The organism is Micromonospora sp. NPDC049801, assembly GCF_040656575.1.
In the GTDB taxonomy this organism is placed as follows: Bacteria; Actinomycetota; Actinomycetes; order Mycobacteriales; family Micromonosporaceae; genus Micromonospora.
In genome coordinates this window covers 477,627-484,917 of the sequence record NZ_JBFAMS010000004.1, presented here as the reverse complement: position 1 = coordinate 484,917, position 7,291 = coordinate 477,627, and the positions used below count along the sequence as shown (strand labels likewise).

General features: G+C 72.2%; 7 protein-coding genes. 2 read left to right on the top strand and 5 right to left on the bottom strand.

Annotated features, from left to right (window positions below):
- Nucleotides 1-116: 116 nt before the first annotated feature.
- Genes AB0I89_RS10555 through AB0I89_RS10545 form a run of 3 tightly spaced genes read right to left on the bottom strand, consistent with a single transcriptional unit; the run spans nt 117 to nt 1,405 of the window.
- The gene (locus AB0I89_RS10555) at nt 117-584 is read right to left on the bottom strand and encodes an NUDIX domain-containing protein (RefSeq protein WP_357123326.1); all 468 of its coding nucleotides are present in this window, start codon (nt 582-584) and stop codon (nt 117-119) included.
- A 15-nt stretch (nt 585-599) separates the two neighbouring features.
- The gene (locus AB0I89_RS10550) at nt 600-860 is read right to left on the bottom strand and encodes a hypothetical protein (protein ID WP_357123323.1); all 261 of its coding nucleotides are present in this window, start codon (nt 858-860) and stop codon (nt 600-602) included.
- On the bottom strand, nt 851-1,405 hold the full coding sequence (locus AB0I89_RS10545) for a hypothetical protein (RefSeq protein ID WP_357123320.1): 555 nt from the start codon (nt 1,403-1,405) through the stop codon (nt 851-853). Before AB0I89_RS10545 ends, AB0I89_RS10550 begins: the two co-directional genes overlap by 10 nt.
- Nucleotides 1,406-1,520: 115 nt before the next feature.
- On the opposite strand from AB0I89_RS10545, the gene AB0I89_RS10540 reads away from it, so the two are divergent.
- Entirely contained in the window at nt 1,521-2,453 is a 933-nt protein-coding gene (locus tag AB0I89_RS10540) for an aminoglycoside phosphotransferase family protein (protein ID WP_357123317.1), read from the top strand.
- Nucleotides 2,454-2,510: 57 nt separating this feature from the next.
- Here the strand turns inward: AB0I89_RS10540 and AB0I89_RS10535 are convergent, their stop codons facing one another.
- Together AB0I89_RS10535 and AB0I89_RS10530 are read right to left on the bottom strand one after the other, a co-directional pair.
- Nucleotides 2,511-3,209, bottom strand: a complete 699-nt coding sequence (locus AB0I89_RS10535; protein WP_357123314.1) for a Type 1 glutamine amidotransferase-like domain-containing protein — start codon at nt 3,207-3,209, stop codon at nt 2,511-2,513.
- Nucleotides 3,210-3,301: 92 nt separating this feature from the next.
- Nucleotides 3,302-4,132 (bottom strand): hypothetical protein, encoded by an 831-nt coding sequence (locus AB0I89_RS10530; RefSeq protein WP_357123311.1) that lies wholly within the window; start codon nt 4,130-4,132, stop codon nt 3,302-3,304.
- Between the two features lie 209 nt (nt 4,133-4,341).
- On the opposite strand from AB0I89_RS10530, the gene AB0I89_RS10525 reads away from it, so the two are divergent.
- The gene (locus AB0I89_RS10525) at nt 4,342-7,197 is read left to right on the top strand and encodes a BTAD domain-containing putative transcriptional regulator (RefSeq protein WP_357123308.1); all 2,856 of its coding nucleotides are present in this window, start codon (nt 4,342-4,344) and stop codon (nt 7,195-7,197) included.
- Nucleotides 7,198-7,291 lie beyond the last annotated feature (94 nt).

Below are 7,291 nucleotides of genomic sequence, written 5' to 3'. Positions count from 1 at the left end.
GGCCTTCCTGCATCACTACAATCACCACCGACCCCACACCGCCACCGGCGGCCTACCACCCATCACCAGGTTGACCAACCTCCCTGGACAGCACACCTAGGGCAGACCGACCGCCGTCAGCTCGCGAGGTGGCCGGTTGCCCCCAGCAGCGCCCGGGTGAACCGGTTGAGGCCGACACTCCGTAGCCGCGCCGGGGTGAACCAGTCCAGTTCGCAGATCTCCTCCTGGTCCGGGGCGGGCGTCCCGTCGACGATCACCGCCTCGTAGACGGCGGTGACGTACGCGACCTGGTCACCGTTTGAGTAGGTGACCTCGTAGTCCGTACCGCCCAGCACGTCCAGCAACCGCAGCCGGCCGATCTGGACGCCGATCTCCTCACCGACCTCGCGCACGGCCGCCTGGGCCGGTGATTCGCCGATCTCGACCGCACCGCCCGGCACACCCCACCTGTCCGGACTTCCGGTGTGGCGCACCAGCAGGAGCCGCCCGTGCTCGTCGACGACGAGGACCGACACCGACGGCAACTGGATCAGCTCGGGGCCGATCACGGCCCGCAGCCGGGCCAGGTGCGCGGAAATGGCCATCAGAGCTCCCCCGGATCAGCGCGCGATCGGATCTGCCGGCAGGTCCGGTAGCGGCGGAGCGTCGCCCGTCTCGTCGACGACGGTGATCTGCCAGTTGACGAGTGTGGGCGCCGCCAGCCGGCTCACCCGCCAGGCGAGGACGCCGACGGCAATCACGAGCGCCACCGCCCCAGCAACGAGCAGCCACCGCCACGGTGACACCCGATGGTCGGCGCGCGGGGGCGGCTGCAGGTTCTTGCGCCGGAATACCCAGATCGGAGGCCCGATCAAAGCCACGACAGCACCTCCTGGGCAACGGTGGCGGCTGACTCGACCACCACCGGATCGGTGACGCCGGCGGCCTCGTAGTCGACGAGCACCCCGTGGGTGCCGAGACACACCGAGAAGTGGATACGCCGACCGGTCTCGCTGTCACCCGAGAGGTAGTAGAGGGCACGGTCTCCGAGCGCGAACGGTTGATTCCTTCTGTTCGAGGCCGGCTGCAGTCCACCACGGTCCAGGCAACGCGGACCGCGGCCTTCGTATCGGCCGTACCGTCCGAGTGACACCCACAACGAGGTACGTGGGGCCTGGGTCCCGGACATGCTCTTGACCCAGCAGTAGTTCGAGCGCATGGCCGACTCGTTCTGCTCGGCCGCCTCAGGGGTACCGTGCCCGGGAACGAGACGATCGAGCACCTCCGACCGGATGAGCGGGCAGACCGCGGGAGGCGCAGGCGGATCGACCGTCGCACTCCGCCAGCCCAGCCAACCGCCGACGGCCACCGAGAGCAGGACGCAGAGGGCCACCACCAGGGCGCTCACCCAATGTCCCCGCCGCATACCGGCAGTGTGACCGGACGCCGCAAATGGGCCATCGATACGCCGAGAGCGCCGCAACTGCGCCGCCCGCCGCTAGGCTCAGCCCGCCTCGATAACCTGACGAAGGATGATTGTCGTGCCAGCCGCTCCCCTGTCGCCCGATGTGCCGATGCACGAGGGCCAGCTCACGGTCTCACTCGACGTGGTGCAGCAGTTGGTGGACACGCAGTTCCCCGAGTGGCGGGGCCTGGCTCTCCAGCGCGTCGCCTCGCAGGGGACGGTCAATGCCATCGTCCGTGTCGGGGAGCGGTTGACGGCCCGATTCCCCCTCCAGCCTCAGGAGGTCGACGTGGCACAGGCCTGGCTGGAACGCGAGGCGGAAGCGGCCCGAGAGCTGTTGGGGCGTACGCGATTTCCCACTCCGGAGCCGGTCGACATCGGTGAACCGGGTGCCGGCTACCCGCTTCCCTGGTCGGTCCAGACGTGGATACCCGGAGTTGTTGCCACCGATGACGACCCCGGCGACTCGGTCGCGTTCGCGCACGATCTCGCCGAGTTCGTCGACGGCGTGCGAGCCATCGACACAGGCGGCCGCACGTTCACCGGCCAGGGTCGCGGTGGCGAGCTACCCGCACACGACGACTACCTGAAGGACTGCTTCCGGCACAGCGAAACGTTGCTGGACGTTCCGCCGCTCCGCCGGTTCTGGGAGGTGATGAGGGAACTGCCGCGGGGCGAGGCCCCGGACACGATGAACCACGGCGATCTCATACCCGGAAACGTCCTTGTCTCCGACGGGCGGCTGGCCGGGGTTCTCGACGTGGGCGGGCTGGGCCCGGCCGATCCTGCCCTCGACCTCGTCGGCGCCTGGCACCTGCTGGAACGGGAGCCACGCCAGGCGTTCCGGAAACGACTCGGCTGCGACGATCTCGAGTGGGAGCGCGGTAGGGCGTGGGCCTTCCAGCAGGCGATGGGACTGGTCTGGTACTACCACCGGACCAACCCGACGATGAGCCTGATCGGCCGACGCACCCTCGCGCGCATCAGCGCCGACCCACCGGCATCCTGAGCATCGTCCGCCTCCCGTCCCGGGCGCGGTGATCGGCCGGTCTGCGCGGCCGAATCGTCACGACCTGGCGCCGCCGTTGAGCAGTCTCCAGTGACCTTCGGAGATGACGTCGACGGCCCCGTCGACCACCCTGATGGCGGTGTTGTCGTCGATGGCGTAGGTCGGGACCGGAATGCCGGTTGCCCACTTCTCGATGCTGGACAGTGTGGTGTCCGGCATGTCCGGATGATCGAGGTGGGGGTAGAGAGTGAAGTCCACCAGGCCCAGCGCCCGGTCGGCGCCCTGCGCCATGTCGCTGCCGTCCGGAACGAACTGACTGTCGAACTCGGCGTCGCAGTTGTACGGGGTGACCGCGATGCTCCCGGCGCTGACCCCCACATAGACCGTGTCACTCAACGACGGCAGGAGGTCGGCCAGGCCCGACTGGCGCAGCCAGTAGGTCAGGTACAGCACGTCGCCGCCCCAGACGAGGAGGGCGTCGGCCTCTCGGACCGCCGGGACCCAGTTCTCCTGCCGAATGGTCGGCAGCGCCGTGAGTTCCAACATCCCCAGGGACTTCCAACCCAGTTGGGTCAGCGGGATCGACGCGTGGCCGTGGACCGCCTTCCACGCTTTCTCGGCCCCACCGGGGAAGGGGTGAACGCCGGTCGGGATGAACAGGGCCGTGGACTCGGCGATCGGCTTGCCCAGCAGGTCGAGGAGCGCGTCGGAGATGCTCGGGTTACTGATGCCCCCGGACGTGAGAAGAAACCTCATGAGCTCCGCTCCCCTGGTCGTCACCTGATGAGGATCATATTGCCCACGCGGACCGGCGACCGGGGCCGCCAGTGGCGGCCCCGGCCGGCGAATCAGCTCCCGCAGATGGCGTACCCGTTGAGGCTCCACGAGCCGGCGAAGCCGTCGGCGTCCTCGTCCGCCCGTGCCCGAACGGTGTTCCCCCCGGTGATGTTGATCGCGGTCAGCAACACCTGGCCGTTGCCGGCGTTGATGTCGGCGCCCGCGCTGTAGAGGCCCTTGCCGGCCGGGCACGACTTGACGGCGTTGTCCGACGAGTTGCTCGCGCTCGTCCCGGTCAACGCGACCCGCTCCAGCCCGGCGGGCGCGTTGGCGCAGACGGCGATCGAGGTGGCGCTCCAGCCGGCCGGCGAGGTGCCCTGCACCGCGACCGCCCGGACGGTCACCGAGGTCAGGTCGAACGACGGCACGACCTGGTCGAGCACCACGTCACCCAGGCCGCTGTTGACCCGCCCACCCATGCCGATGACCTTCTTCGTCCCGCAGCTCGCGGTGACGTACTCCGTTCCGACCGCTCCGGTCGTGGCCACCACCTGGTATCCGGCCGGCGTCGTGGCGCACTGGGCGACGGCCTGCAACGCCCAGTCGCCGGCGAAGTTGGCCGGGCCTGCCTCCCGCATGGTCACGAAGAACCCGGTGCCGTTCGCCAGCGGCTCCAGCCGGTCCAGCCCGACCCGCCCGGCGGCCGACGAGCCGGCGATCAGGAAGCCGCCACCCCCGGTGACCACCTTGCCGGCCGGGCAGGACGCCAGCGCCGACTTGTCCGCGCTGCTCTCGGCCGCCGAATGGGTGACCGTCTCCAACCCGGCCGGCACCGCCCAGGCCGGTGCCGCCCAGGCCATGCCCGCCACCACGGCAGCCGTCGACACAACTGCCGTCAGCACGCCCCGTCCCCTGGTTACCCGCATGTCGCTCCCCTTGTCCACAATGGCCGGACGAGCCGGCCCGCCTCCCCCCGGACCTGCGGATCCGGCGGCTGAGGAGAGCCTGGGCGAGGCCGCTTGGCGTCCGCTATCCGACCGCTTGGCGCCGGCCGCACGGGTCCCGCCGTCCATAGACTGTGGTCGTCCCATCACGACTGACGAGGAAAGCCATGCGGTGGTCAGTCCTCGGCCCCGTCCAGGTGACCGCCGGCGGGCGCGTCCTCCCCATCGACCGCCCCCAGCAACGCGCGGTGCTCGCGCTGCTGCTCCTCAACGCGGACCGGTTGGTACCTCTCGGGCAGGTCGTGTCGGCGCTCTGGGCCGATGACCCGCCGGCCAGCGCACGGACGCAGGTGCAGGTCTGCGTCTCCCGGATTCGGGCGGCCCTGCGCGAGGCGGGCGCGGGCGACCTGCTGGCGACGCAGGGCGGCGGCTACCGGCTCACCGTAGGCGGGACCGAGCTGGACCTCACCGAGTTCAGCGTGGCGGTCGAGCGGGCCCGCGTCGAGGAGACAGCCGGTCGGCGGGCCGAGGCGGCGCGGCTGCTGCGGGACGGCCTGGCGCTGTGGCAGGGACCGGCGCTGGCCGGCGCGGCCGGCGCCTTCGTCGACGCCGCCGCCGCCGGACTGGACGAGCAGCGGCTGCTCGCGTACGAGCGGCTCGCCGCCGTGGAACTCGGCCTCGGCCGGTACGCCGCCACCGCGCACACCCTGCGCCCGCTGGTGGTCGAGCATCCGCTCCGGGAGCCGCTGGTGGCCGGTTACCTGCTCGCCCTTGCCGGCTGTGGCCAACAGGCCGCCGCGCTGCGGCTCTACGCCGAGACCCGCCGCCGTCTCGTCGACGAGTTGGGCGTCGATCCCGGCCCCGAGCTGCGCGAGGCCCACCTGCGGGTGCTGCGGGGGCAGACGACGGCCGAGTCCGCACCCGCGGGGCCCGCCGGTCCGACTCCGGCGCAGCTCCCCGGCGACCCCGCCTGGTTCACCGGCCGCGCCACGGCGCTGCGCCAACTGGACGCACTGCTGCCCGCCGACGCGGCGCGGGCCGCCCGGGACGGCGGCCAGGACGATCTCGGCCGGGCGGTGGTCATCTCCGCGATCGCCGGCACGGCCGGGGTCGGCAAGACCACCCTCGCGGTGCGCTGGGCCCACCAGGTCGCGCACCGCTACCCGGATGGGCAGCTCTACGTCAACCTGCGCGGGTTCGACCTCGACGGTCGGGCCGTGTCACCGGGCGAGGCGCTGCGCGGCTTCCTGGAGGCGCTGCACGTGCCGCCTCAGCGCGTACCCACCGACCTGGCCGGGCAGGCCGCCCTGTTCCGGACGCTGCTCGCCCACCGCCGGGTCCTGGTGCTGCTCGACAATGCCCGCGACGACGAGCAGGTACGGCCCCTGTTGCCGGGATCCCCGGGCAGCCTGGTCGTGGTGACCAGCCGTAACCGGCTCACCGGCCTGGTGGTCAACGCCGGAGCCCACCCGGTGATGCTGGACCTGCTCGCACCGGCCGAGGCGCGGGAGCTGCTGATCGCTCGGCTCGGTCGCGGCCGTGCCCGGCGGGAAGAGACGGCGTTGGACGAGATCGTCCGATGCTGCGCCGGCCTGCCGTTGGCCCTGGCCGTCGTCGCGGCCCGCGCGGTCGGGCAACCGGACGTGCCGCTGGCGGTGCTCGCGACCGAACTGCGGGACAGCGGCCCGGACCGGCTCAGCCCACTGGCCACCGGCGATCCGATGACCGACGTGCGGGCGGTCTTCTCCTGGTCGTACCGGGCCCTGGACACCGACTCGGCCCGGTTGTTCCGACTGCTCGGGCTGCACCCCGGCCCCGACGCCGGACGGACGGCGGTGGCCAGCCTCGCCGGTCTGCCGCCGGCTCGGGTCGGTCCGCTGCTGGCCGACCTCACCCGCGCGAATCTGCTCACCGAGCGCACCGCCGGCCGGTACGCGATGCACGACCTGCTGCGCGCGTACGCCGCTGAGCTGTGCCACGACACCGACCCCTCGGTCGAGCGGGAGGCGGCCCGACGCCGCCTGTTCGACCACTACCTGCACGCCTCGCACGCGGCGGACCACCTGCTCGACCCGTACCGGTTGGCGCGACCGGCCGCGCTGCCGCCGCCGGCGACGGGAGTGACCGTGGGCGACCGCCCGGAGCACGGGTGGGCGACGGCGTGGTTCGCCGCCGAGCACCACGTCCTGTTGGCGTGTGTGGAACAGGCGGCGGCCGCCGGCCTGGACCGGCACGCGTGGACGCTGGCGGCGGCTCTCACCACGTACCTCGATCGCAGCGGGCACTGGCCGGAGCTTGCCGCCGCCCAGCGGACCGCGCTGGCGGCGGCGCGGCGTCGGGGTGATCTGGCCGGTCAGGCCCTGGCGCACCGCGGCCTCGCCATCGCCTGCACCTGGTCGGGCGATCACGAGGCGGCGCACCGGCACTACCGACGCGACCTGGAGCTGTACCGCGAGCTGGGCGACGACACCGGACGGGCGCACACGCACCTCGGGGTGAGCTGGGTGCTGGCCCGGCAGGGCCGGCTGCGGTCGGCCCTGGACGAGACCCGCCTGGCCCTCGACCTCTACCGGGCCGCCGACTACCGGGTCGGGCAGGCCAAGGCGCTCAACAATCTGGGCTGGATGCACGCCCGGCTCGGCGAGCCGGGGCCGGCGTTGCAGTGCTGCCAGAGGGCTCTGCGGCTGCACGAGGAGACCGGCGACCGGCACGGCGCGGCACTGACCTGGGACAGCCTCGGGTACGTCCGGCACGGCCTCGGCGACCACGACGAGGCCGCGGACTGCTACCGGCGGGCGCTGGCACTGCACCGCGAACTCGGCGACCGGTACGACGAGGCGGAGGTGCTGGACAACCTGGGTGACAGTCTGCGGGCCGCCGGTGACCTCGACGCCGCGCGCCGGGCATGGCGGGAGGCGCTGACGATCTTCGACGAGCTGCGCCATCCGGACGCCGACCGGCCCCGGGCCAAGCTGGCCGTTGCGGCCGTCCCGGTGGCGCCCGCCGGCGGTGGCGAGCTCTGACCGAGCCCCGCCGCCGGCAACAGCTGAAACGCGACGAGCATCCACCCCTCCTGACCAGGCATTCTTGGCTCATGGACCATTCCACGGACCTGGC